Raw genomic sequence first — 23,498 nt, 5'->3', positions numbered from 1 at the left:
TTTTTTATATTATAAGAGCATTAGCGATAGCTAGTGCAGGTTTCAGAATTACTGGAACTACAAAGCTTTTTCATACTCATACCGGACAGTTTAACTGTCCGGCCCCCCTAAAAATGTTAAAACCACCTATTCCCAAGGTGGTTTTTTTGTGTCTGAAATACTAAATAAAGTTTTATACTTGTAAGTTTTATACCAAAGCATTGAAATTACTTTCAAACTTCTATTCTCCTAATAAAAAAGAGGAGCTTAGATATCTAAACTCCCCTTTTAAAATCAATATTATGCAGTCATTGCAATTTTACCGTCAACAACTTGTATAACCTTAGTTGGGCACTTTGCCGCACATTTTCCGCAATTTATACACTTTGAATAATCTATAAGTGCTACATTTCCATTCATATGGATTGCATCATCCTCACATGCTTTTACACACATAGTGCATGCAATACAACCAACCTCACATACCTCTTTGACAGCTTTACCCTTATCCTGTGAATTACACTGTACAAAAGTAAATGTCTCATAAGGTACCAAGTCTATAAGCTTCTTAGGACAGGCTTCAACACATTTTCCACATGCCACACATTTCTCTCTGTCCACCAATGCAATTCCGTCAACGATATGTATAGAATCAAACTCACAAGCTCTTACACATGATCCGAATCCCATACATCCGTAGCTGCAGGCTTTACCGCCCTGTCCCGGAACATTCATAGCCGAATTACAGTCTGTAATGCCAAAATATGTAAAGTTTTGTTTTGCCTTATCACAAGTTCCCTTACATTTTACAAATGCAACCTGTTTTACTGCCTCACCTGCACTTACTCCCATTATCTCTGCGATAATATCTGCAACCGGTGCTCCGCCTACAGGACATTTATTTACAGGTGCTTCACCTGCCGCAATAGCCTTTGCAAGACCGTCACAACCCGGATATCCGCAACCACCGCAGTTGTTTCCCGGCAGGGCATCTCTTACAGCTATTTCTTTTTCATCCACTTCAACTTTAAACTTCTCACTGGCAACTCCAAGTAGGAGACCGATAAGAATACCTACTATACCAACTACTGCCGCCGCAATAATTACTCCATTCATATTCTTCCCTCCTAAATAAGTCCTGAGAATCCGGTAAAGGCAATTGCCATAAGACCTGCTGTTATAAGTACAATAGGCATACCTGATACTACATGAGGTATATCATTATTTTCAATTTTCTCTCTGACACCTGAAAGCAATACTATCGCCAAAGCAAAACCGCTTGCAGTACCTACGCCGTATACAAGGCTTTGTGCAAAATTGTATTCCTTTGCAACATTGTCAAGAGCAACACCCAAAACTGCACAGTTGGTTGTAATAAGAGGAAGGTATACACCTAGAGCCTCATAAAGTGACGGCATATTTTTCTTTAATACCATCTCAACAAACTGTACCAATGCCGCTATAACAAGAATAAATACAATAGTCTGTAAATATTCAAGCTTTAACGGAAACAAAATATGTGCATAAATAAGGCTGGCCGCCATACTTGAAAGGGTAATAACGAATATAACCGCCGCTCCCATACCTACAGAGGTTTCAGTCTTTTTTGATACACCGAGGAAAGGACAAAGTCCCAAAAATCTGCTGAGCACTACATTGTTTACCAGTGCCGCACTAATCAAAAGTAAAATCAGTTGAGTCATTATTTACCCTCCCCTGCATTAGCTGCATTTTCCTTCTCAGCCTTTGCCTTAGCAAGAGCCTCTTCTTTCTTTCTCTTTGCCTCAAGTTCCTTTTCTTCTATATCCTTATCAATAGCATTGTGATTGTGTGCCTTGCTTTCACCAAAGCATGCCGAACAATTTCCTCCACAAGCTATTTCAGATGAATTACCTGTATTTGTAGCACTTGGAGCCTTAAAATAATTTTGTAAAGCCGCTAAAAGTGCAAGTACAAAGAATGCACCCGGAGCAAGTACAAGTATTGAAATAGTAAAATCTGTAGGTATTATCTGATTGTTGTTAGGTAAAGCAATAAGTCCCTTAAATATTGTTCCCGCACCAATAAGCTCTCTTACAAAAGCTATGCAGGAAAGTGAAAGCGTAAATCCGATTCCCATTCCAATTCCGTCAAAGAAAGACGGAATTGCAGGATTCTTTGAAGCATAACTTTCCGCTCTACCAAGAATAATACAGTTAACAACTATAAGCGGTATATAAATACCGAGTGATTTATAAAGTTCAGGTGTATAACCCTGCATCAAAAGTTGTACCACCGTAACCAAAGATGCAACGATAACTATAAACGCAGGGATTCTCACTCTGTCAGGTATTATATTTCTCATTGCAGAGATAATTAAATTTGAAAACATCAAAACGGCTGTTGTAGAAAGTCCCATACCTATAGCATTTACTACAGATGTTGTAACCGCAAGTGTAGGACACATACCAAGCATCAGAACAAAGGTAGGATTTTCTTTTATTATACCGTTATATAAACGTTCTAAACTCTTATTCATATTTCCTCCTTATTCCAATATTGAATTAAAGTAAAGTGCCGCATTTACAGCATTGGTAACAGCTGTACTTGTGATGGTAGATCCGCTTATAGCCGATATCTCATCGTCTGCACTTGCAGCACCCTTTACAAGCTTGAATTCTTTTGTATTTTTATTTGCATACTGACCGTAGAAAGACTTTTCCGCCGCTCTCATACCAAGACCCGGTGTCTCTTCCAGTGTGAGGAATGTTATTCCGACCACAGTACCGTCAGACTTTATACCTACGGATATTTGTACTGTACCGTTATATCCGTCTTTTGATGTTGATGTTATAACTCTGCCTATATTGTTTCCGGACCCATCCTTTGCGGTAACAACCTCATCAATATTTGAATGTCCGAAGCCCTTACCTGCAATTTCATCTGCAGTCTCCGCAATCTTTGCCGTATCGGCCTCATTTTCTTCAAAGTCTTTGGCTTCCGGGAAAACAACAGCATAAGCTTCATTTTTTGCCGCTTTTGCCGCAGCCGCTATAGGAGCCTTTGTTATATCGTATACAAATCCCAGTACAAGGCCTGAAATAAGGGTTATAGCAAATAAAATAATCGCATCTTTTACAAATCCTGATTGTTTTTTCATGCCTTCTTTGCCTCCCTTCCAAATGCCTTCGGCAATGTTGCCTTCTCTATAAGCGGAGCCACCACATTACCGATGATGATAGCGTAGGAAACTCCCTCCGCATTGCCTCCGAATAATCTGAATAAACCTGTAAGTATACCGATAAATATCGCAAAATACACCTGTCCCATTTTTGTAACAGGACTGCTTACATAATCTGTTGCCATAAAGAACGCACCGAATATAAGACCTCCGCTGAGCACATGATATAAAACAGTTGTAGGATTGTGATCACCGAATAAGAATACAAATACAGCAACTGTAGCAATATATATAACCGGTATTCTAAGAGAAATAACCTTTCTTACAACAAGATAAATTGCACCTATAAGTAAAGCAATAGTTGAAACCTCTCCTATTGTTCCCGGTATTCTACCGAGGAAAATATTTACAAGATCATACTGCTCAAGTGCATCCGTAATTCCCTTTGCCTTTAAGAAAGCAAGAGGTGTAGGTGTAGATGATGAATCATAGTTCATAGCCACAGAGCTGAAGTTTGTCATACTTCCGGCAAATGATATAAGCATAAAGCATCTTGCAGCCAAAGCCGGATTCATAAAGTTTTGGCCAAGTCCGCCATAGAGCTGTTTTACAACAATTATTGCAAATACACCACCAAGTATAGGCATCCAAACAGGAATCTGAGGCGGCATATTAAGAGCCAATATAAGTCCGGTAACCACAGCGGAAAAATCTCCGATAGTTACAGGCTTATTCATTACTTTTTCGTATAAATATTCAGCAAGTACACATGCAAGAACTGTACATATAACCACGATAAGCGCAGATAAACCGAACTGAAAGCATCCAAATGCCAAAGTAGGTATCATTGCAATACAAACATCCTTCATGATATTTGCTGTGGATGAATTATCCCTTACATGAGGAGATGATGAAACATTAAATTTGCCTGCCATTATTTCCCCTCCTTCTTTGCCGCCTCAGCTCTTCTCTTTGCTGCAACAGCCTGACGCATATATTTAAATCCTTGAGTAAGTGGTCTCTTTGCAGGACATACATAAGCACATGAGCCACATTCAACACATTCCATACCGTTTAACTTCTCAAATCCTTCAGTATCGTCCTTTAATGCCTTATCCATCATAAGAACAGGCACAAGAAAACTTGGACATACATCAATACATCTTCCGCATTTGATACATGGTGTTTCAGGATTTTGCTCAACTTCATCTTCCACAAAAGTTGTAATTGAAGATGATGACTTGGTAACAGGAATATCAAGAGTAAACAAAGCCTGTCCCATCATAGGACCGCCTGAAAGCACCTTTTTAGGCTCAGTCTTAAAACCGCCCGCCGCTTCAATAAGTTCCTGATAATTGGTTCCTGTTCTTACTTTAAAGTTTTGCGGAGTCGTAACGGCATCGCCTGTTATAGTTACAATCCTTCTGATTAGAGGAGTAGACTCGGCTACCGCATTATATATTGAAATAACTGTATCCGTATTGTCAACAATACAGCCTACATCTGCAGGTAAGAGGCTTGAGTTCAACTTTCTTCCTGTACACGCAAAAATCAGTGAACGCTCACCACCCTGCGGATACTTTGTATACAGTTCCACAACCTCTATTTTTGATTCGTTTTGTACAAGTTTTTTTATTTTCTCAATAGCTTCAGGTTTATTATTTTCAATACCTATAACACCTTTTGCATTCGGAAAAAGCCTGAGTATAATCTTTAAGCCTTCCACCAGCTTTTCAGGTTCTTCCATCATAAGTCTGTAATCGCTTGTAAGGTACGGCTCACATTCCGCACCGTTTACAATGATGTAATCAATCTCATTTTCATTCTTTGGTGAAAGCTTCACATGTGTCGGGAATGCAGCTCCTCCGAGTCCGACAATACCTGCCTCTTTCACTATTTTTCTGATGTCATCTTTAGAAAGCTTTGTATAATCTCTTTTTTCTCCAAAACCTTCTACAGCACGATATTCCTTATCATTCTCAATGATAATGGAATTCACCATTGAACCGTTTGACACTCTTCTGGGTTCGATCTTTTTCACTTTTCCGGACACTGAGCTTACCACATTGGCTGATATGAATCCCCCCGCCTCTGCGATGATTTGTCCGACCAGCACTTCATCTCCGACAGCCACCAAGGGTTTTGCAGGTGCACCGATATGTTGGCTTAACGGGAACACCATTTCAACACCGCTTGGTTGTAGTACCGTTATCGGATGTTCCATTGAGAGTTCCTTGCCCTCATATGGATGTACACCACCAATAAATGTAGCTAATCCCATATTTTTCTCCTCTTCTATCCGGGTAAACAAATGTAAGAAATCAGGCAGTAATTTGTGTAAAACAAGTCAAATTAATTGTTAATTTTTAGATTATTTTAAAGCAATATATAATCTCCTGACGCACAAATAAACCAAGAAACCAAAGCAATTCTTAGTCTTTCGGCATACTGCCGTTTGAAGCATTTTTCCACCCTTATTTTCTTTTATTATACCATATTTGTACAAAGTTACAGACGATTTTCAAGGATTTATATTGTATTTTTTTGTATACATTTTTTTATGATACAGAAAGCAAGTATTTTTTACAAATATTTATTAATAAAATTCTCTCTATCTCTGCATTAATATGTCACTTCCAGTCTATAATTTTATACAGAAAAATTCAATCTAAATAAAAATAATATAGCAAAAATATTTTTTTGCTATATAAAAACTCCTACCAAATTCAGAATTTAGTAGGAGTTTTTATTACATTTTATCAGGCGCTTCTATTCCAAGGAGATCTATGGCAGACTCCAATAGCTCCTTTGTAAGAAGAATAGTTGCAAGGTATCCTTTTTTCTTTTTCTCATCAGCTTCAGAAAGTATCTTTATTTCATGATAGAATGAGTTGAATGTATTTGAAACCGCATAAATATACTGACATATTTTATGTGGTGCAAGTTCATTCCATGCAGATTTCATAACTTCATTAAACTGTGACAATTCCATATAAAGCTTTTTATGTATATCTTCCACAGGAACACTCAAGTCATTAAGACTGACCTGCTTTGAACCGCTTTCATAGTACTTTTCAAGTATAGACTTTATTCTGACTATTGTATACAAAATATAAGGCCCTGTATTTCCTTCAAATGATATAAATCTGTCAATATCAAATATATAATCCTTTGCAGCCTGATTGCTGAGATCGCCATATTTAATAGCCGCAAGTCCTACAATCTTTGCAGTATTTCTTGCTTCCTCGTCGGATACATCTCTTGATTCCTTTATCTTTGCAAATACGGCATCCTCAATGTCCTTAATTACAGTCTCAAGACGAACCACACCGCCGTCTCTTGTCTTTAAAGGCTTTCCGTCTTTTCCGTTTATTGTTCCGAAACCTATATATTTAAGTTCATGATTTGGAGGAACTATACCTGCAATTCTTGATACTCTGAAAAACTGTGTATAGTGAAGTTCCTGTCTCTTATCCGCAATATAGATATATTCATCAGGTGAATAAAGCTTTTCTCTTTCCACCAAAGTACCGAGATCCGATGTGGCATAAAGTGCAGCGCCGTCGGATTTTCTTATTATACAAGGAGGCAATTCCTTCTTATCACCTTCCATAGCTATATCCACTACCAAAGCGCCTTCAGAAACTCTTGCAATTTTTCTGTCTTCCAGATCTTTAATCAAATCCGGTATATAAGGATCGGCATCGGACTCACCCTTCCAGAGATCAAAGTCTACCAAAAGTGAACTGTAGTTTTTCTTTAAGTCCTCTACAGATACATTAATTATATGCTTCCAAATCTCCCTATACGGTCTGTAACCTTTTTGAAGTTCCAAAGTGGCTTCCTGTGCTCTTTGCTTAAAACTTTCATCAACCTTTGATTTTTTTGAAGCCGCAGGATATATTTCCTCCAAATCATTTAAGCTAAAAGGCGCTTCCTTTGGGTACTCTCCGTCATAGTTTTCCTTAAAATAAACAAGCTCAGGTTTTCTTTCTCTAAGCTCTTCTATTATAAGCCCCATCTGAAGACCCCAGTCTCCCAAGTGTACATCCGCTATTACCTCATTACCGAAGAATCTTCCCATTCTTTTTAAGCTCTCTCCGATAATCGCAGAACGTAAATGTCCGATATGAAGAGGCTTTGCAACATTTGCACCTCCATAATCGATTATTATTTTCTTTGCAGGATTGTCAAGCTCTATACCGTACTTTTGTGAATTTGACATGTCTCTCACATATTTCTCTATAAAAGTATTGCTTATATTTATATTGATAAATCCCGGCATAATAGCTTCGATTTTTTCAAAGCTTTCACTTTGTTTTAGGATTTCAACAACCTCATTTGCTATATCAATAGGTTTTTTCTTATATTCCTTAGCTGCCGCCATTGCGCCGTTGCATTGATACTCACATAGGTCAGGTCTGTTTGAAATATTGGCCTTTCCATACTTTTCATCATATGACAATTTTGCAAATGCAGACTTAAGCTCATCGGAAATCAATTCAATAATTGTCTTCATATATCTCCAGTCTGTATAATTTATTTTTATGCACTATACTGTGCAACTCAACTACAAAAAAGACGGTCAAGATGACCGTCAAACATTGAAAATTTTAAACTCTTGATAAATACTCACCTGTTCTTGTATCAATCTTAATCTTATCACCAAGATTTACAAACAATGGAACATAAACAACTGCACCTGTCTCCACTGTTGCCGGCTTTGTAGCACCCTGTGCTGTATTTCCTGCAAATCCCGGCTCTGTATCTGTAACCTCCAACTCTACAAATAAAGGTGGCTCTACAGAGAATACATTACCGTTGAATGAACATATCTTAACCATCTCATTCTCTTTTACGAACTTCAACGCATCTCCAACCTTGTCTGCATTAAGTGCAATCTGATCATATGTCTCAACATTCATAAAGTTGAACATATCTCCGTCTGCATATAAATACTGCATATCGGCTCTGTCTATTCTTGCCTGTGGGAATTTCTCAGTAGGTCGGAAAGTTCTTTCAACAACGCTACCTGTAATTACATTCCTAATTTTTGTACGAACGAATGCAGCTCCCTTTCCCGGCTTAACATGCTGGAATTCAAGAATCTGAAAAACCTGTCCTTCCTCAATCTCCAATGTTAAACCATTTTTAAAATCACCTGCTGAAACCATTAATATTTCCTCCTAAAAACTTTCATGCGATACTTGAACTATTCTATAACAATTTTGATGTCAAATCAAGACTTAGTTTGCTCTATTATGTACTCCATTGCAAGAGTATATCCGCTTAGCCCAAGTCCTGCTATCTGCCCTGTACATACAGGCTGTGTGAGAGACTTATGCCTAAACTCTTCTCTGTCCGAAATATTTGATATATGTACCTCTACCTTAATACAATCAAGGCTCTCAAGAGCATCTCTTATAGCTACACTTGTATGCGTAAATGCTGCAGGATTTATAACTATTCCTGCCGGCTTTTCAAAATATGCCTCCTGAAGCTTGTCGACTATCGCACCTTCATGATTACTCTGAAAGCATTCCACATCCACCCCAAGCTCTTTTGCCTTTTTATCAATCATTTCCAGAAGATAGCTGTAGTCCTTGTTTCCATAAACTTCCTTATTTCTTATTCCGAGGAAATTCATATTCACACCGTTTATCACCAAAATTTTCATTGCATTCTCTCTCTAAGTTTCTCTGTCAACAATACTTTCACTTTTTCTATAATATCCTTATCGACTTTAACATTATTCCATATCTCAAAGCTTGCAACACCTTGAAGAATAAGCATATCCAGACCGTTTATGCAAACCTTCCCTTTTGATTTCATCTTCTTAATAAATGCAGTCTCAAAAGGTGTATAAATAAGATCGATACCCGAATCACATTTTTCATAAAATACCTCATCTTCTATTATGCAATCTTCAACATCCGGATGCATACCCACATTCGTAGTCTGGAATACAAAATAATTATCCTTGTCAAGCAGATTGATATTTGACTTTAAATCATCCAAAGCGATAACGGAAATATCTTTAATACCTACATCCGCTTTCAGTTCATCAGCCTTTGAAATATTTCTGTTTACAAGAGTAATTGATTTTACTCCCTCTTCTATTGCCAAATAAAGTACAGCCTTTGCGGCACCTCCCGCCCCCAAAATAATTACATCCTTACTCTTTATACTAAGATTGTTATTATAAAGGCTCATGCCAAGTCCTATAATATCCGTATTATATCCCTTATAACCGTTTTCAGTCTTTATAAGCGTATTTATTGCACCTATTTTTCTTGCCCTGTCATCAATATCTGTAACTATATCAAGCATATCCTTTTTATATGGGATAGTTACATTAAAACCCTTAATATCCAACGCAAAAGCGCCTTTTATCGCCTCTTTGATATTTTCAGTCACATGAAATGCCGAATAGCTCATATTTATATTCATTTCTTTAGCCAAAGTATTTTGTAAAATCGGAGAAAGGCTGTGTGAAACAGGATTTCCTATGATACCGTAAACTTTTGTATCAGCACTTATCATTCTTTTTCACCTTATCTGTCTTAATTTTATAAAAGAAAAGTACAATTCTTTCAAAGAACCTTTTTATAACTATCTGTATTTCTTCTTTCGGGCTTATGGGGTCCACTAAAACAGAGTAAACTCCTGCATTATTAGCTCCCCATATATCTGTAAAAATCTGATCTCCTACAAAAAAAGTCTGTTCCCTTTTTACATTCAAAGTATTCATCGCCTTTATATAGCCCTTTTTTGAAGGTTTATCAGCCTTATATATATAAGGCGATCCGACCGCCTTTGCAAACGGTGAAACTCTTTTTTCTTTATTGTTTGAAATAAGACAGGTCTTAAATCCTATTTCTCTAAGAGATTTAAAAAATTCAATATTTGACCTGTCAGCCTTTGTTCCATGAGTAGTCAAAGTATTGTCTATATCAAAAAGAACAGCTCTGAATCCCTTATTATAAAGCCCTCTATAGTCTATCTCATATATATCTTTCTTGTGTAAATCCGGAAAAAGTTTATTCATAAAAATCATTTCTTTAAAAGCTTTGATATCTCATCTACAAAAGTATTTACATCCTTAAACTCCCTGTATACAGATGCAAACCTTACATACGCAACCTCATCCAGTTCCTTTAATTTTTCCATCACAAGCTCACCTATCTTCCTGGTAGGTATCTCACTGACTTCCATAGAATAGATTTGGTTTTCTATATCATCCACCGTTTTTCTTATTACAACTGTGGAGACAGGTCTCTTATGACAGCTTTGGATGATTCCATATTCTATCTTTGACCTGTCAAAGTTTTCTCTGCTGTCATCCTTTTTAATTACCATTAGAGGAATTGTCTCAAGTTTCTCATATGTGGTAAATCTCTTATTGCAGCTTTCACACTGCCTTCTTCTTCTTATTGAAGAATTGTCATCCGCAGGACGAGAATCGATAACCTTTGTATCCTGCGCCTGGCAAAAAGGGCATTTCATAAGCTTATTCCTTATCCATAATTATAATTCATTTATTTGTGCATCTTCATTTTCATCAAAATAATATGGAAGATTCTGATATTCATCACTGTCATCAAACTCCAATGAATCACCATACTCTTCAATAAAATATTCAAAAGGATTGCTGTTATCACGATAGCTGCTGTAGCCGTTATCATCTGAGAATAACAATCCTATTATTATTATAAATACCATAGCAATTGAAAGTATAACGCCCAGTATTGATAAAGCAAGTCCTACACCTGCCTTTACATCTATTCCATGTCCGTTTCTTGTCGACAAAACAAAAAGTACTATACCTACTATTCCAAGCGGAAGTCCTAAACACATGCAACAAAGTACGCAGCTCAGTATTCCGACAATAAGACATGCTACCGAATATTGTTCTTCGTTCATTTATCCTCCTTTAAATCATTTCATCCAAACATATAGACCCGTAAGGTCTGATCTTCATCTTATAACTTGACCCTTTTCCAAGGAATTTATCCATATAGGAAACATATTCATCACTTAAGTTCTCAGGAACCATCGCCATAATAACTCCTGCAAATCCTCCACCGTGAACCCTGGTTGCCCCAACATTCTTTTCTTTAAGGAATCTCTCGGATAAAGCCAGTGCCACTGTAATCCCCTGTTCATTCGGTGCGGCATTTGTATATACATTTTGAAGATATTTCCATGATGAATTTCCGCTGTCCGTAATATTCTTTAAGAAAGAATCGAAATCATTGTTCTTTAATGCTTTTATCTCATTATCGACTCTTTTATTCTCATCAAAGAAATGAATACTTCTAAGTACAGCTCTGTCACCTGCAAAAGCTCTTATCTTCGGCAGTTCTTTATAAAACTCATCTTCATCAACTTCAGATAATGTAGACTTTCCGAAAAACTCCGCCACCTTTTTCATCTCTGCAGGTATTGAAGAATAATCCGCTGAAAGATCCGCATGTCCTCTTCCTGTTTGTACAATTATAAGATCGTGCTTTGCCCCCGCAAAGTCAAAATCCATCTCTTCAACCTTCGGCAAATCAGGATTTGCAAAGTCTATGCTTATAAGCCCTCCATAAGCACAACACATCTGATCAAGCAGTCCGCTTGCCTTATCCCAATAGTTGTTCTCGGCATATTTTCCGATATAGGCATAATCTGTTTTTGAAAGTTTCCCTTCATTAAATAAGGTATTTATTATCTGACAAATCAAAGTTTCAAATGCGGCTGAGGAACTTACCCCTGCACTTGAAATTACATTACTTGTAATATAGGCATCGAAACCGCCGATACTCGCACCCCTTTGTCTAAATCCTGCCAGTATTCCCTTTAAAAGTTCTACAGTACCTATCTTATCTGTTCCCGGCTCAATATCCTTTATATTCACTCTGAACTTCTGCGAAAAAGACTCACTTATAATATTAACAAAGTCGGAGTCGTTTTTTGTAGCTACCGCTACACAGTCAAGATTTATACTTCCTCCAAGTACCTTTCCGTTGTTATGGTCCGTATGGTTTCCTGAAATCTCGGTTCTTCCGGGAGATGAAAACAGTTTAACATCCTTTTCTCCGAATTCCTTTAAGAATCCCTTTAAAACTGCTTCATATCTCTTTAAATTATCATCAACTCCGGATTTTCCGTAAAGCTCCTCTAATAATTTTTGACCTCTTTTCTCCAATATATCCCTTGCCTCAAGTAAATTCATATACCCCTCGCTTAATATTTTAATTAAAGCATACATATCGTTCTAATATCTATACATTACAAAGTAAGTTTATCATAAATCCAAAAAAAGTACACAATTTATTATTGTGTACTTAAGTTTATTTTTGACCTATCCGATTGCAAGAACTATTCCTCCGTCACCTGCGTACAAAGTGGCAACTCCTGCACCGTTTACAACCTTAACATCCTTAAATTTATTACTGTCACGGAAAAGCTTAGCTACACTCTCACCTCTTTCTTCATTATTTATATGAGTAATGCATACAATCTTTTCAGATGTGTTTTCTCCCGCTTCAGATATAGCAAGCTCAACCATTTTTACTAAAGCTTTCTGCATCCCCCTTTGCTGGTCTTTTTTTACTATCACACCGTCTACGGCACCCATAACAGGCTTGATATTTAAAGCTGAGGCTATAAATGCACTCACCGCCGAAAGCCTTCCGTTCTTTCTAAGTGTATCAAGAGACTCCAAAACAAAATATGTCTTCATCTCATCTCTAAGCTTAATCATTCTCTTTGAAATCTCTTCAAAGCTAAGACCTTCTTTACATAATTTGTCAAGCTCAAGCATAAGTCTATACTGTCCGGCAGATGCCGACCTTGACGAAAGCACTAAAATATCCTTTTTTTCATATTCCTCTTCGTAAAGTTTCTTTCCGATCTCAGCACTTTGATAACTTCCGCTAAGATGCTCTGAAAGAGTAACGATAAATGCCATATCGGTATCACATTCCAAAGCCTCTTTAAATGCATCCGGTGACGGACAGGCACTTTTTGGTCCTATTTTCGATTCGGCCATTCTCTTTATAAAGTCTTTTTGATCAAACTTCTCGTCATCTATAACCTGATAGTCTCCGATTTCAAGTGTAAGCGGAACAATTTTTATATTTTCATCTTTTTTCAGATTCTCATCCAAATCAGTACAACTATCCCCAATTAATCTATATGTCATATTTTTCAACTCCGTTTAATGTAGTTTTTAAAACTACATCCATTATAGTAATATACTTATTATAAGTCAAGTATGCTTAATTCTATAAGCTAAATATGCTTGAAATATTTTAAATTTATGCTAAAATCTGTAGTATTGCTTAAGTTCTTTAAGCAAAATATTTTTTACCGGAGAGTTTTTACACAATGAAATTAAGTGCAAGAAATCAATTCAAGGGAATTGTAAAGAATGTTAATGAAGGTGCTGTTAACGGCATCGTTACTATTGAAGTAAACGGAGAGGCTGTTTCAGCTACTATTTCAGTTAATGCTATCAAGGAGCTCGGGTTAAAGGATGGAGCTTCTGCAATCGCAGTTATCAAGGCTACAGAGGTTATGGTTGCTACAGAGCTTCCAAAGATCTCTGCAAGAAACAAGTTCCAAGGTGTTGTAAAGAGCATTGAAGAAGGTGCTGTTAACGATATCGTAGCTATTGAGACAAAGCTTGGTGTAGTTTCAGCTACAATCTCAAAGAACGCTGTAAAAGAGCTTGAACTTGCTGTAGGCAAAAAAGCTTATGCTGTTATCAAGGCTACTTCAGTAATGGTAGGCATTGAGTAAAATATTAAAAAGGCCGGCACTTACGATTTTAAGTTGTTAAGTACCGGCTGTTTTTATTTTATTATTTTAATTTAAGCATAAGCTCATTGCTTCTTTTAATAAATGTACTCATTCTCTCAGGTGAAAGCGGGCTGTGTGATATTGAAGCAAGATCGTAGAACTGTTCACAAATCATATCAAATAAATCTTCATGATTGTTCTCAAGAAGCTCCTTTACAAGCGGATGATTTGCATTGAGAACCAAAGTCTCACCCTCACCTCCAAACATTGAAGGATCCATGCCCATCATTCCGTACTGCTTCATCATCTCCTGCATTCTTCTGCTCTCTTCGGATATTGTAATCACCGATGAAATCTCATCGCTCTTTAAAAGCTGTACTGAAACTTTCAATCTGTCATTGTGAAGAGCTGTCTTTACCTTTTCAGATAACTTATCATATGAAGCCTTTGTATCTTCAGCTACCTCCTCGCTTCTCATATCATCCGTCATATCTGAATCTATTCTAAGGAATTTCACATTGTCTCTTTTCATCTCAAGAGTTGAGATAAAAGGTACATCAATGCTGTGTGGCAATACTACGGCATCCTTTCCGGCAGACTTAAAGATATTTACATACTGACTCTGCTCTTTTACATCATTTACATAGAATATCTGAGTTTTCTCAACCTCTTTTTTCTCTTCAGCGTTTTCCTGAGTTTCATCAGAAGAATTTTCTAGCGTTTCCTCGGAATTTTTGCTTTCATCAATAAGCTCGCTTAATGTAAGGTACTTATCATTTATATTTTTAAATAATATATAATCTTCTACCTTCTTAGCAAACTTCTCGTCTTTAAGATAACCGTACTTTATAAAAGGTGCGATATCATCCCAGTATTTCTCATACTTATCTCTCTCGGTCTTGCACATTCCTGAAAGCTTATCTGCAACCTTCTTTGCAATATACTCTGAGATTTTTCTTACAGAACCGTCATTTTGTAATGCGGATCTTGAAACATTAAGCGGAATGTCTGCACTGTCTATTACACCCTTTAACAGTAATAAAAACTCCGGAATAACCTCTTTTATATTGTCGGCGATAAATACTTGGTTGTTGTAAAGTTTTATAGTACCCTCTATAGAATCATATTCCGTATTTATCTTAGGGAAGTATAAAATTCCTTTTAAGTTAAAAGGATAATCCATATTTAAATGGATCCAGAACAGAGGCTCCTTATAATCCATAAATACTTTTCTGTAGAACTCGATATACTCCTCATCGCTACACTCATTAGGATGCTTAGTCCAAAGCGGATGTATATCATTTAGCGCTACAGGACGCTTTTTAATCTTGATCTTTTCCTTTGCAGGTTCTATCTCAACTAATTCCTTAGTACCGTCTTCTTTTTCTTTTTCTTCCGTCTTTGCAGGCTCAATTATAGTCTCTATTACGGTATCGCTTTCTAAAAGCTCATCCTTTTCTATAATTTCTGTAGCTTCCTCAGCATCTATATCCTTTAAGAATATCTCTACCGGCATAAATGAACAGTACTTGTTAAGTATCTCTCTTACTCTGAACTCGTTTGCAAACTCATGACAATTATCATTAAGATATAATGTAATAGCAGTTCCTCTTGAAGCTCTGTTGCCTTCTCCCATCTCAAACTCCAGACCGCCGTCACTAACCCAATGTATAGGCTTTGCACCTTCTTTGTATGAAAGAGTATCAATACTTACCTTATCCGCTACCATAAATGCAGAGTAAAATCCAAGACCGAAATGGCCTATTATCTGCTCTTCATTTGTCTTATCCTTATATTTTTCTATAAAATCAACCGCACCTGAAAAAGCTATCTGATTTATATACTTTTCTACCTCTTCTTCAGTCATACCTATACCGTTATCTATAAAACGAATAAGTTTTTGTTTAGGACTGACTTCTACATTTATCTTATATTCATCTCCTTCAGGCTTTGTAAACTCACCTGCAAGGCTTAATTTTTTCAGCTTTGTTATGGCATCTGTTGCATTTGAAATCAATTCTCTCACAAAAATATCATGATCTGAATACAACCATTTCTTTATAATCGGAAATATATTTTCACTGTTTATTGATAAGTTTCCCTTTTTCATTTCATCACCTCTCTAATAAATTCGCAAATATATTATTTGCTTTGATATAACTATTATAACCATGAAAATATAAAAGTCAATAAAAAATTGGCACTCACCTAATATGAGTGCCAATAGCTTTTATTATATTTAATTATTTAACCAACTTATCAAGCTCTTTTACAGATTCCGTCTCAATAGCAATGCCATGTGTTGCCTTAGCCGCATACTGATTTACCGCACCTTGAGATTTCTTGATATTCTGCATTGTTCCCGGTCCTGCAACACAACCGCCCGGACATGCCATTCCTTCAAGAAGATATCCCGGGTACTTTCCTGCCTTAGCCATTGTCATCATCTTTTTGCAATCTGCAAGGCCTTCCGCATTCATTACCTTTACTTCTCTGTCAGGATACTGACTCTTAATAACTCCTACAACCGCCTTTGCAACTCCTCCTGACACAGCAAAGTTTCTTCCATCTGTAGATGCATCGTTGACACCGTTCGGATCTTCTTCAAGATTTTCAATATCTATATGTTTTGCATCAAATATTCCGGCCATCTCTTCAAATGTAAGTACAAAGTCCACTTCACTTCTTACCTCTGTCCACATAGCCTCAAGCTTTTTAGCTGAACAAGGTCCGATAAATACTACTTTTCCGTCCGGATGCTGTTTCTTTATAAGTCTTGCCGTAAGCGTCATAGGTGTAAGTGCCATTGATATACATTCAGCCTGATCCGGGAACACTTTCTTTGCCATCAATGACCATGAAGGACAACATGATGTACCCATAAAAGGTAATTTCTCAGGTACTTCATCAAGGAAGTCAAATGCCTCCTGTGTGGCACAAAGATCTGCACCTATAGCTACCTCAAATACATCGGCAAATCCGAGCGCTTTCATTGCCGCACGCAGTTTTCCCGGTGTCACCTTAGGACCGAACTGACCTACGAAAGCAGGAGCAATAGCCGCATATACTCTGTCTCCCGACTGAATAGCTCTTATAGTCTGGAAAATCTGTGATTTATCTGAAATAGCGCCGAACGGACAGTTTACAAGACACTGTCCACATGATACACATTTATCGTAGTCAATATCGGCTTTACCGTTTTCATCTGAAGATATTGCATCCATACCGCATGAAGCCGCACAAGGTCTTGTCTGCACAATGATTGCATTGTATGCGCAAACATTTGCACATCTACCGCATTTGATACACTTTTCCTGATTAATGCTTGAGAATCCGCTCTCTTTATCTATCTTTACAGCACCTGTAGGACAAACCTCCGAACATGGATGTGCCAAGCATCCCTGGCAACCGTTAGTTACATATACTCTCTTTTCAACACAACCATGGCATGCAAATTTAATTATATTAATTAACGGTGGTGTATAATATGTCTCCGCCTTATCCGCAAGCTCTATTCCCTCAGATAAGGGAGCATGATTAGCCGCACTTCTGTAAGGCAATCCCATAGCAAGTCTGAGTCTTTCACCTACTATAGCTCTTTCCAGGAAAACGTTGTTTCTAAAATTTCCCACTTCACCGGGAATAATCTTATAAGGAAGCTCCTCTATTCTTTTATCTACCGGCCACTCTGTGTGATAAGCCATTCTGGCAACTTCTCTAAAGATTCTATGCCTTATTTCCTGAATTCTTGTTTCAACACCTCTCACAATTTTCCTCCACTAAAAAAAATTTCCGTTTATAGTGACAATAGTTTTAAGTATTTCTAAAACTGTCTTCTATACTGAGCAATGATATAATACTATATTTAAAAAATAAAATAAAGGTATATTGTTATTTTTTTATCAATTTCTTGTTTTTTATAAGAAACATACAAAATTGCATTAAAAAAAACACAAAAACGGCAGACTGTACAGTCTGCCGTAAAATATATTATTTTATTTAATTTAAGATTAGTTCTCTTTCTTCTTTGTTGCGATTACAAACGCACCTGCTACAGTTGAAAGACCAAGTAATGCTGCATAAAGTCCCATTGCTGAAGCATCAGCTGTCTTTGGTACATTTAATTTTCCGCGCTTAGCTGCTGTCACATCACCCTTAGTTGAAACATTTGTGTTTCCTGCTGCAGGACCTACGTTAGCTGCAGGACCTACATTACCTGCAGGAGCAGTAGTATTTGAAGGTGCAGGACCGTAGTTTGAAGCAGGAGTATTTGTAGGTACTGTTGTTGCAGTAACAGCTCTTGAGCTTCCGCTTCTTGATGAGCTTGATGAACCGCCTCTGCTGCTTGACGCTGTAGAGTTTGAACGAGTAGCCATAGAAGGTGTTGCATTAGATACTGTTGATCTTACTACAACTGTAGAAGTACCCGGTATAATAATCTCTGAAGGTGCCTTCTCTCCCTCTATTCCTATAATACGGGTTATCTTTCCCTCATTAATAACCTGTGCGCTTGCAGCGTCTGCAGATTTTCCAGGAATAATTATCTGTGAAGGTGCGGCAAAAGCAACTACACTACCTGAAACTAAACCTAAAGCCAATGTTAATGATAAAACTGTTTTTTTGATTATTGATAAGTGCATGATATGATACCTCCTTTTTCATATAAGTTTTTTTGATGAAGCTAATATATAACCTTATGAAAAAATTTTCAAGCACTTTATTCAATATGTAAATTTATAGTAAGATTTCTTACGAATAAACATATTTCCTTAATAATAAATATATTTATTATTCCGTATCATTTTCAAGCTTACTTGCTCTTGCTTCCACTTCCTTCTTCTGGATATCTCCCGGTGTCTGCTCATACCTTGCAAATTCATAGCTGAATACACCCATACCTCCGGTCATTGAACGAAGCTCGGTATTGTATCCAAAAAGCTCCAACATAGGAACATCGGCTCTTATAAGCTGTTTTCCGTGATTTATTGACTCCATACCGAGAACTCTACCACGTCTTTTGTTGAGATCTCCCATAACATCACCTGTAAACTTATCAGGAACTATTACACTTACTGTATAAATAGGCTCTAAAAGCACAGGTGCGGCCTTCATAAATCCGTCCTTAAATGCTATTGTTGCAGCCATCTTAAATGCCATTTCAGATGAATCAACAGGGTGATATGAACCGTCCAAAAGTACTGCCTTTACACCTACTACAGGATATGCGGCCAAAGGTCCCTTAATACAGCACTCAGCCACTCCTTTTTCAACTGCAGGGAAATAATTCTTAGGTACCGAACCTCCGAATACAGTCTCCTCAAATACATATGGCTTCTCAAGATCTCCTGAAGGTTCAAAGCTCATCTTTACATCACCGAACTGACCGTGTCCACCTGATTGCTTCTTATATCTTCCGGCAGCCTCAACCTTTTGTCTGATAGTCTCTTTGAAAGCTACCTTAGGTCTTGAAAGTTCTATCTTTACTTTATATCTATCTAAAAGTTTGCTAACTACAATTTCAAGTTGTTGATCACCTATTCCGTAAAGAAGAGTTTGTCTGTTTAAAGTATCGTTCATATGCTTTAATGTCAAATCTTCTTCCATAAGTTTTGACAGACCTGATGAAAGTTTATCCTCTTCACCCTTGTTTACGATCTTATATCTCATACATGTATATGGTGATGAGATCTTTGGTCCATGATAAAGGATAGGTGCATTCTTTAACGCAATAGTATCACCTGTAGTTGTTGCACTAAGCTTAGCCATAGCGCCGATATCACCGGCAACAAGCTCAGGTACTTCTATAGCGTTCTTTCCTCTGAGTACATAAATCTTTCCGGATTTCTCCTCTGTTTCCTTACCTACATTATAGATTGCACTGTCAGGCTTCAGTGTACCTGTACAAATCTTAACCAATGAGTATTTTCCTATGAAAGGATCCACGATTGTCTTAAATACTCTTGCGGATAATGAAACCTCTTTATTATATTTTGCTGTAAAATGCTCACCGTTGCTTACGTCTACTCCCACACACTCTTTATAATCAGGTGACGGGAAATACTTTTCAATTGCCATCATAAGTGCCTTAAATCCCTGTGCGTCCACTCCTGAACCCATCATTACAGGCACGATATCTCCGTTGCAAATATTTTCTTTGAGTGCTGTTGAAATTTCATCATCACTGAATTCCTCACCTGAAAGATATCTTTCCATGTATTCTTCGCTTGTCTCGGCAACGGCCTCCATCAAGGCCTCTCTTGCAATCTTTAAGTTGGCTTCAACATAATCAGGTATCTCACACTCTACATAATCTGATAGGTTTGTAAATCTTCTACCCTTCATCTTTACGACATTTACAAATCCTACGAACTTTTCGTTTTCTCTGATTGGAAGATGGAAAGGAGCCACTTTTCTTCCGAAGCGTGTTTCAAGCTTCAAAAGCAGTTCACGATAGCTTGCCTTGTCATCGTCCATATTTGTTACAAAGAATATTCTAGGTAAACCGTATTCTTCGCACAACTCCCATGCTTTTACTGTACCTACTTCAATTCCGGCCTTGCAATTGACTACAATAATGGCAGCGTCTGCAGCTGATACGGCTTCTTCCACCTCGCCTACAAAGTCGAAATATCCCGGAGTGTCCAAGAGATTTATCTTTACACTTCCGGTATCTCCTTCATATTCTACCGGAACTAAAGATGTACTGATGGAAAAACCTCTTTTAATTTCTTCTTTGTCATAATCGCTGATGGTATTTCCGCTTGAAATACTTCCCATCTTTGAAATATTTCCTGCAACAAAGCTCATGGCCTCTGCTACTGTAGTCTTACCCGAGCCTCCATGGCCAAGCAGTACAACGTTACGAATCTGTTTAGTTTCATAAACCTTCATAAGAGTATCCCTCCTTTTTAGTCAATAGACTTTTCTGATAAAGATATTTTACTAAACATACGATAAAATTTCAAGTTTTATATTCAATTTAGACAATGTAATTTGTACTTTTATTATAGTTAAATCGTAATATATTTTTATAAAGCTTTTGTATAAATAGACTGTTTTAGTAAAGATAAATAGTCCTGTTCAAGCTATTTTACTATGTCACTTTAAATTATTAAAGTAAAAGTAATTGACTAATTCGGACAAATGTACTAGACTTTTTATATTTAATATTGGTGCAGTGCCGGAACGGAGGATTATGCAATACAATAATATAGCTTTTATAGGCTTTGGACTTATAGCGGGATCGATTGCCAAAGCAATAAGAAAATACAGACCCGAATCAATAATCTATGCCTATACAAACAACCGTTCCGAGCTGTTAAAAGGTAAAAGTGACGGGATTATAGATATTATTCTTGAAGGTATAGACAACACTCTTTCAGACTGTGATATAGTATTTTTATGTACTCCGGTAGAGTTCAATGATAAATATCTTAACGACATAAAGCCTTATATAAGAAATGATGCAATCATAACGGATGTAGGTTCCACAAAATCTTCAATTCACAGTCTTGCAAAAGAACTTGAACTTGAGGATGTCTTTATAGGCGGACATCCGATGGCAGGTTCTGAAAAAACAGGATATGACGCTTCTGATGCACTGCTTTTGGAAAACGCTTATTATATGATCACTCCATCTTCAAAAGTAAATGTCGATAAGCTTGAGGTATTTTCAGGAATAATCGAATCAATAAAGGCTATACCCTTTGTAATAGATTATCAAAAGCATGATAAAGTTGTTGCAACCATAAGTCATTTACCTCATATTATTGCGGCTACACTTGTAAATCTGGTAAGTGAAAATGACTATGATGACGGAGTAATGAAAAGAGTTGCCGCAGGAGGATTTAAGGATATTACAAGAATAGCCTCGGCTTCTCCAATCATGTGGGAACAGATATGTATGCTTAATTCTGAGCCTATAAATATGATGCTTCGCAAATATATAGATACTTTAGAGGATGTATACTCACATTTGTCTGCTAAGTCGAGTACATATATCAACAATATGTTTGCAAAATCCGGTGAGTACAGAAACTCTCTTGATACAAACTCTCAGGGACTTATTATTTCAAAATATGATTTAAGCGTGCATATACAGGATAAACCCGGAGCAATTTCCGTTATATCCGCCATCCTGGCCGCAAATTCTATAAGTATTAAAAATATCGGTATCAATCACAACAGAGAAAAGGGCGAAGGTGCATTAAATATTTCTTTCTATGATGCCGATTCCTGTAAAATGGCAGGCAAATTATTGAAGGAATATAATTATAAAATTATTTAACGGAGGAAATATGATAAAAGGTAGATTAATGGTTCCCGGCGATAAATCAATATCTCACAGAGCTGTTATGTTTGGAGCCATATCAAAGGGTATTACAAATATAAAAGGTTTTTTAACAGGTGCTGACTGCATTTCAACTATATCAATCTTTAAGAAAATGGGTATTGATATTGAAATGGAAAACACCTGTGTTAAAGTAAATGGAAAAGGACTTTATGGTTTAAGCGCACCTAAAGAAATACTTGACTGCGGAAACAGCGGTACTACAACCAGACTTGTCAGCGGTATTTTATCCGCACAAAATTTTACTTCTGTTCTCACAGGTGACAAGTCCATACAAAAAAGGCCTATGAACAGGATTATAGCTCCTCTGACATTGATGGGAGCCTACATTAAAAGTAACAACGGTTTTGCACCTCTGACAATCACAGGAAGTTCTCTTCACGGTATTGAATATAACTCTCCTGTTGCCAGCGCGCAGGTAAAATCCGCAATACTTCTTTCAGGATTATACGCAGACTCTTCTACTACTGTAATTGAGCCTGCAAAATCAAGAGATCATACCGAATTAATGTTAAAAAAATTCGGTGCAAATTTAAACACTACAAAAACCTCCGTAACAATAAATCCTTGTAAGGAACTTTTTGCGACAGATATAGACGTTCCTTCCGATATATCTTCTGCGGCATTTTTTATGGCTGCCGCCACTTTGGTTCCGGATTCCGAGCTTATACTTGAAAATGTTGGTATCAATCCCACAAGAGACGGCGTAATAAAAGTATTAAAAGATATGGGTGCAAATATAGAAATAATCAAATCAAATGATGAGTTTGAGCCTGTAGCCGATATCAAAGTATCATATTCAAAACTTCATGCAACTACTATAGGAGGAGATATTATACCGACTCTTATAGATGAACTGCCTTTACTTGCCGCCGTAGCTTCAATGGCCGAAGGTAAAACTATTATAAAGGATGCTACAGAGCTTAAGGTAAAAGAATCCAACAGAATAAAGGTAATGTGTGAGGAACTTTCAAAACTCGGTGTAAATGTAGTTGAAACCGAAGACGGTATGGAGATTGAGGGAACAAACAAACTTTTGGGAAATGTCACTATATCTACTCATGACGATCACAGAATCGCAATGACATTTGCTGTTCTTGGGCTTATTTCAGACGGTGAAATAAAACTTGATAATAAAAACTGTGTTGAAATATCATATCCCGGATTTTTTGACGATTTAAGAAAAGTAAATATTTAAAAAAAGCCGCCATCGATAAA

Annotated in this window: 22 protein-coding genes; 3 read left to right on the top strand and 19 right to left on the bottom strand. The window is 37.0% G+C overall.

The annotated features are described in order from the left end of the window. Positions 1-279: 279 nt before the first annotated feature. From EHV10_RS10215 to EHV10_RS10145, 15 genes are all read right to left on the bottom strand, one after another. Positions 280-1,095 carry an RnfABCDGE type electron transport complex subunit B gene (locus tag EHV10_RS10215; protein ID WP_128674563.1) on the bottom strand — a complete coding sequence of 272 codons (816 nt, stop codon included), beginning with the start codon at positions 1,093-1,095 and terminating at the stop codon, positions 280-282. 11 nt (positions 1,096-1,106) lie between these two features. Beyond that, positions 1,107-1,682, bottom strand: coding sequence for an electron transport complex subunit RsxA (gene rsxA, locus EHV10_RS10210; protein ID WP_128674562.1), 576 nt, complete (start codon positions 1,680-1,682; stop codon positions 1,107-1,109). Then, positions 1,682-2,497, bottom strand: a complete 816-nt coding sequence (rsxE, locus tag EHV10_RS10205; RefSeq protein ID WP_128674561.1) for an electron transport complex subunit RsxE — start codon at positions 2,495-2,497, stop codon at positions 1,682-1,684. Before rsxE ends, rsxA begins: the two co-directional genes overlap by 1 nt. A 9-nt stretch (positions 2,498-2,506) precedes the next feature. Further along, positions 2,507-3,118: an RnfABCDGE type electron transport complex subunit G gene (locus EHV10_RS10200; RefSeq protein ID WP_128674560.1), complete on the bottom strand. Its 612-nt coding sequence runs from the start codon at positions 3,116-3,118 to the stop codon at positions 2,507-2,509. Continuing rightward, positions 3,115-4,074, bottom strand: coding sequence for an RnfABCDGE type electron transport complex subunit D (locus tag EHV10_RS10195; protein WP_128674559.1), 960 nt, complete (start codon positions 4,072-4,074; stop codon positions 3,115-3,117). Before EHV10_RS10195 ends, EHV10_RS10200 begins: the two co-directional genes overlap by 4 nt. Further along, positions 4,074-5,420, bottom strand: coding sequence for an electron transport complex subunit RsxC (rsxC, locus tag EHV10_RS10190; RefSeq protein WP_128674558.1), 1,347 nt, complete (start codon positions 5,418-5,420; stop codon positions 4,074-4,076). Before rsxC ends, EHV10_RS10195 begins: the two co-directional genes overlap by 1 nt. A gap of 468 nt (positions 5,421-5,888) precedes the next feature. Next, positions 5,889-7,658 (bottom strand): arginine--tRNA ligase, encoded by a 1,770-nt coding sequence (argS, locus tag EHV10_RS10185; RefSeq protein ID WP_128674557.1) that lies wholly within the window; start codon positions 7,656-7,658, stop codon positions 5,889-5,891. 94 nt (positions 7,659-7,752) lie between these two features. Next, positions 7,753-8,313 carry an elongation factor P gene (gene efp / locus EHV10_RS10180; RefSeq protein ID WP_007591379.1) on the bottom strand — a complete coding sequence of 187 codons (561 nt, stop codon included), beginning with the start codon at positions 8,311-8,313 and terminating at the stop codon, positions 7,753-7,755. A 65-nt stretch (positions 8,314-8,378) separates the two neighbouring features. After that, a complete protein-coding gene (gene aroQ / locus EHV10_RS10175; protein ID WP_007591376.1) occupies positions 8,379-8,816 on the bottom strand; it encodes a type II 3-dehydroquinate dehydratase in 438 nt (145 codons plus the stop codon). Continuing rightward, positions 8,813-9,682 carry a shikimate dehydrogenase gene (gene aroE, locus EHV10_RS10170; protein WP_128674556.1) on the bottom strand — a complete coding sequence of 290 codons (870 nt, stop codon included), beginning with the start codon at positions 9,680-9,682 and terminating at the stop codon, positions 8,813-8,815. Before aroE ends, aroQ begins: the two co-directional genes overlap by 4 nt. Next, positions 9,669-10,196 carry a YqeG family HAD IIIA-type phosphatase gene (locus EHV10_RS10165; protein ID WP_128674555.1) on the bottom strand — a complete coding sequence of 176 codons (528 nt, stop codon included), beginning with the start codon at positions 10,194-10,196 and terminating at the stop codon, positions 9,669-9,671. Before EHV10_RS10165 ends, aroE begins: the two co-directional genes overlap by 14 nt. After that, positions 10,193-10,645, bottom strand: a complete 453-nt coding sequence (gene nrdR, locus EHV10_RS10160; protein ID WP_007591373.1) for a transcriptional regulator NrdR — start codon at positions 10,643-10,645, stop codon at positions 10,193-10,195. Before nrdR ends, EHV10_RS10165 begins: the two co-directional genes overlap by 4 nt. 21 nt (positions 10,646-10,666) lie before the next feature. After that, on the bottom strand, positions 10,667-11,062 hold the full coding sequence (locus EHV10_RS10155; RefSeq protein ID WP_128674554.1) for a DUF4190 domain-containing protein: 396 nt from the start codon (positions 11,060-11,062) through the stop codon (positions 10,667-10,669). A gap of 10 nt (positions 11,063-11,072) precedes the next feature. Then, positions 11,073-12,359: a galactokinase gene (locus EHV10_RS10150; RefSeq protein ID WP_128674553.1), complete on the bottom strand. Its 1,287-nt coding sequence runs from the start codon at positions 12,357-12,359 to the stop codon at positions 11,073-11,075. A gap of 129 nt (positions 12,360-12,488) precedes the next feature. Next, a complete protein-coding gene (locus EHV10_RS10145) occupies positions 12,489-13,331 on the bottom strand; it encodes a DegV family protein (protein WP_128674552.1) in 843 nt (280 codons plus the stop codon). Between the two features lie 185 nt (positions 13,332-13,516). Between EHV10_RS10145 and EHV10_RS10140 the strand changes: the two genes are divergently transcribed. Beyond that, positions 13,517-13,930 carry a TOBE domain-containing protein gene (locus EHV10_RS10140; protein WP_128674551.1) on the top strand — a complete coding sequence of 138 codons (414 nt, stop codon included), beginning with the start codon at positions 13,517-13,519 and terminating at the stop codon, positions 13,928-13,930. A gap of 61 nt (positions 13,931-13,991) precedes the next feature. On the opposite strand, the gene htpG is transcribed toward EHV10_RS10140, so the two are convergent. From htpG to EHV10_RS10120, 4 genes are all read right to left on the bottom strand, one after another. Then, the gene (gene htpG, locus EHV10_RS10135) at positions 13,992-16,040 is read right to left on the bottom strand and encodes a molecular chaperone HtpG (RefSeq protein ID WP_128674550.1); all 2,049 of its coding nucleotides are present in this window, start codon (positions 16,038-16,040) and stop codon (positions 13,992-13,994) included. Positions 16,041-16,173: 133 nt separating this feature from the next. Beyond that, positions 16,174-17,697 carry a 4Fe-4S dicluster domain-containing protein gene (locus tag EHV10_RS10130; protein ID WP_128674549.1) on the bottom strand — a complete coding sequence of 508 codons (1,524 nt, stop codon included), beginning with the start codon at positions 17,695-17,697 and terminating at the stop codon, positions 16,174-16,176. A 243-nt stretch (positions 17,698-17,940) separates the two neighbouring features. Then, entirely contained in the window at positions 17,941-18,570 is a 630-nt protein-coding gene (locus EHV10_RS10125; protein WP_128674548.1) for a sortase B protein-sorting domain-containing protein, read from the bottom strand. Positions 18,571-18,718: 148 nt separating this feature from the next. Further along, positions 18,719-20,821 (bottom strand): elongation factor G, encoded by a 2,103-nt coding sequence (locus EHV10_RS10120; RefSeq protein ID WP_128674547.1) that lies wholly within the window; start codon positions 20,819-20,821, stop codon positions 18,719-18,721. Positions 20,822-21,125: 304 nt separating this feature from the next. On the opposite strand from EHV10_RS10120, the gene EHV10_RS10115 reads away from it, so the two are divergent. Beyond that, a complete protein-coding gene (locus tag EHV10_RS10115) occupies positions 21,126-22,217 on the top strand; it encodes a prephenate dehydrogenase (RefSeq protein ID WP_128674546.1) in 1,092 nt (363 codons plus the stop codon). 10 nt (positions 22,218-22,227) lie between these two features. Further along, positions 22,228-23,478: a 3-phosphoshikimate 1-carboxyvinyltransferase gene (aroA, locus tag EHV10_RS10110; RefSeq protein WP_128674545.1), complete on the top strand. Its 1,251-nt coding sequence runs from the start codon at positions 22,228-22,230 to the stop codon at positions 23,476-23,478. The last annotated feature ends 20 nt before the right edge of the window (positions 23,479-23,498 follow it).

Origin of the sequence: Lachnoanaerobaculum gingivalis, from assembly GCF_003862475.1 — a bacterium.
Lineage (GTDB): Bacteria > Bacillota > Clostridia > Lachnospirales > Lachnospiraceae > Lachnoanaerobaculum > Lachnoanaerobaculum gingivalis.
The sequence above is the reverse complement of the archived record's forward strand: the minus strand, read 5'-3'. Positions and strand labels throughout refer to the sequence as shown.

Bases quoted from the DNA above. Each gene is read 5' to 3' on its own strand.
- EHV10_RS10215 (WP_128674563.1), bottom strand. From the start codon at position 1,095: ATGAATGGAGTAATTATTGCGGCGGCAGTAGTTGGTATAGTAGGTATT.
- rsxA (WP_128674562.1), bottom strand. From the start codon at position 1,682: ATGACTCAACTGATTTTACTTTTGATTAGTGCGGCACTGGTAAACAAT.
- rsxE (WP_128674561.1), bottom strand. From the start codon at position 2,497: ATGAATAAGAGTTTAGAACGTTTATATAACGGTATAATAAAAGAAAAT.
- EHV10_RS10200 (WP_128674560.1), bottom strand. From the start codon at position 3,118: ATGAAAAAACAATCAGGATTTGTAAAAGATGCGATTATTTTATTTGCT.
- EHV10_RS10195 (WP_128674559.1), bottom strand. From the start codon at position 4,074: ATGGCAGGCAAATTTAATGTTTCATCATCTCCTCATGTAAGGGATAAT.
- rsxC (WP_128674558.1), bottom strand. From the start codon at position 5,420: ATGGGATTAGCTACATTTATTGGTGGTGTACATCCATATGAGGGCAAG.
- argS (WP_128674557.1), bottom strand. From the start codon at position 7,658: ATGAAGACAATTATTGAATTGATTTCCGATGAGCTTAAGTCTGCATTT.
- efp (WP_007591379.1), bottom strand. From the start codon at position 8,313: ATGGTTTCAGCAGGTGATTTTAAAAATGGTTTAACATTGGAGATTGAG.
- aroQ (WP_007591376.1), bottom strand. From the start codon at position 8,816: ATGAAAATTTTGGTGATAAACGGTGTGAATATGAATTTCCTCGGAATA.
- aroE (WP_128674556.1), bottom strand. From the start codon at position 9,682: ATGATAAGTGCTGATACAAAAGTTTACGGTATCATAGGAAATCCTGTT.
- EHV10_RS10165 (WP_128674555.1), bottom strand. From the start codon at position 10,196: ATGATTTTTATGAATAAACTTTTTCCGGATTTACACAAGAAAGATATA.
- nrdR (WP_007591373.1), bottom strand. From the start codon at position 10,645: ATGAAATGCCCTTTTTGCCAGGCGCAGGATACAAAGGTTATCGATTCT.
- EHV10_RS10155 (WP_128674554.1), bottom strand. From the start codon at position 11,062: ATGAACGAAGAACAATATTCGGTAGCATGTCTTATTGTCGGAATACTG.
- EHV10_RS10150 (WP_128674553.1), bottom strand. From the start codon at position 12,359: ATGAATTTACTTGAGGCAAGGGATATATTGGAGAAAAGAGGTCAAAAA.
- EHV10_RS10145 (WP_128674552.1), bottom strand. From the start codon at position 13,331: ATGACATATAGATTAATTGGGGATAGTTGTACTGATTTGGATGAGAAT.
- EHV10_RS10140 (WP_128674551.1), top strand. From the start codon at position 13,517: ATGAAATTAAGTGCAAGAAATCAATTCAAGGGAATTGTAAAGAATGTT.
- htpG (WP_128674550.1), bottom strand. From the start codon at position 16,040: ATGAAAAAGGGAAACTTATCAATAAACAGTGAAAATATATTTCCGATT.
- EHV10_RS10125 (WP_128674548.1), bottom strand. From the start codon at position 18,570: ATGCACTTATCAATAATCAAAAAAACAGTTTTATCATTAACATTGGCT.
- EHV10_RS10120 (WP_128674547.1), bottom strand. From the start codon at position 20,821: ATGAAGGTTTATGAAACTAAACAGATTCGTAACGTTGTACTGCTTGGC.
- EHV10_RS10115 (WP_128674546.1), top strand. From the start codon at position 21,126: ATGCAATACAATAATATAGCTTTTATAGGCTTTGGACTTATAGCGGGA.
- aroA (WP_128674545.1), top strand. From the start codon at position 22,228: ATGATAAAAGGTAGATTAATGGTTCCCGGCGATAAATCAATATCTCAC.